The sequence below is a fragment of the Citrobacter amalonaticus genome, assembly GCF_037053465.1.
GTDB classification, from domain to species: Bacteria; Pseudomonadota; Gammaproteobacteria; order Enterobacterales; family Enterobacteriaceae; genus Citrobacter_A; species Citrobacter_A amalonaticus_H.
In genome coordinates this window covers 1-1693 of record NZ_JBALIF010000052.1, presented here as the reverse complement: position 1 = coordinate 1693, position 1693 = coordinate 1, and the positions used below count along the sequence as shown (strand labels likewise).

The following is a 1693-nucleotide window of genomic DNA, read 5'->3' as shown; positions in this document are numbered from 1 at the left end:
ACTGCTCTTTAACAATTTATCAGACAATCTGTGTGGGCACTCAAAGTGACAGGAATTCTTAACGTCGCAAGACGAAAAATGAATACCAAGTCTCGAAGAGTGAACACGTAATTCATTACGAAGTTTAATTCACGAGCATCAAACTTTTAAATTGAAGAGTTTGATCATGGCTCAGATTGAACGCTGGCGGCAGGCCTAACACATGCAAGTCGAACGGTAACAGGAAGCAGCTTGCTGCTTTGCTGACGAGTGGCGGACGGGTGAGTAATGTCTGGGAAACTGCCCGGTGGAGGGGGATAACTACTGGAAACGGTAGCTAATACCGCATAACGTCGCAAGACCAAAGAGGGGGACCTTCGGGCCTCTTGCCACCGGATGTGCCCAGATGGGATTAGCTAGTTGGTGAGGTAACGGCTCACCAAGGCGACGATCCCTAGCTGGTCTGAGAGGATGACCAGCCACACTGGAACTGAGACACGGTCCAGACTCCTACGGGAGGCAGCAGTGGGGAATATTGCACAATGGGCGCAAGCCTGATGCAGCCATGCCGCGTGTATGAAGAAGGCCTTCGGGTTGTAAAGTACTTTCAGCGGGGAGGAAGGGGATGTGGTTAATAACCATATTCATTGACGTTACCCGCAGAAGAAGCACCGGCTAACTCCGTGCCAGCAGCCGCGGTAATACGGAGGGTGCAAGCGTTAATCGGAATTACTGGGCGTAAAGCGCACGCAGGCGGTCTGTCAAGTCGGATGTGAAATCCCCGGGCTCAACCTGGGAACTGCATTCGAAACTGGCAGGCTTGAGTCTCGTAGAGGGGGGTAGAATTCCAGGTGTAGCGGTGAAATGCGTAGAGATCTGGAGGAATACCGGTGGCGAAGGCGGCCCCCTGGACGAAGACTGACGCTCAGGTGCGAAAGCGTGGGGAGCAAACAGGATTAGATACCCTGGTAGTCCACGCCGTAAACGATGTCTATTTGGAGGTTGTGCCCTTGAGGCGTGGCTTCCGGAGCTAACGCGTTAAATAGACCGCCTGGGGAGTACGGCCGCAAGGTTAAAACTCAAATGAATTGACGGGGGCCCGCACAAGCGGTGGAGCATGTGGTTTAATTCGATGCAACGCGAAGAACCTTACCTGGTCTTGACATCCACAGAACCCTGTAGAGATACGGGGGTGCCTTCGGGAACTGTGAGACAGGTGCTGCATGGCTGTCGTCAGCTCGTGTTGTGAAATGTTGGGTTAAGTCCCGCAACGAGCGCAACCCTTATCCTTTGTTGCCAGCGGTCCGGCCGGGAACTCAAAGGAGACTGCCAGTGATAAACTGGAGGAAGGTGGGGATGACGTCAAGTCATCATGGCCCTTACGACCAGGGCTACACACGTGCTACAATGGCATATACAAAGAGAAGCGACCTCGCGAGAGCAAGCGGACCTCATAAAGTATGTCGTAGTCCGGATTGGAGTCTGCAACTCGACTCCATGAAGTCGGAATCGCTAGTAATCGTGGATCAGAATGCCACGGTGAATACGTTCCCGGGCCTTGTACACACCGCCCGTCACACCATGGGAGTGGGTTGCAAAAGAAGTAGGTAGCTTAACCTTCGGGAGGGCGCTTACCACTTTGTGATTCATGACTGGGGTGAAGTCGTAACAAGGTAACCGTAGGGGAACCTGCGGTTGGATCACCTCCTTACCT

1 rRNA gene is annotated in these 1693 nt (G+C 53.1%); it reads left to right on the top strand.

The window, feature by feature from the left end:
* Positions 1-148: 148 nt before the first annotated feature.
* Positions 149-1690: ribosomal RNA gene (locus WB371_RS23710) — 16S ribosomal RNA — on the top strand.
* Positions 1691-1693: the final 3 nt, after the last annotated feature.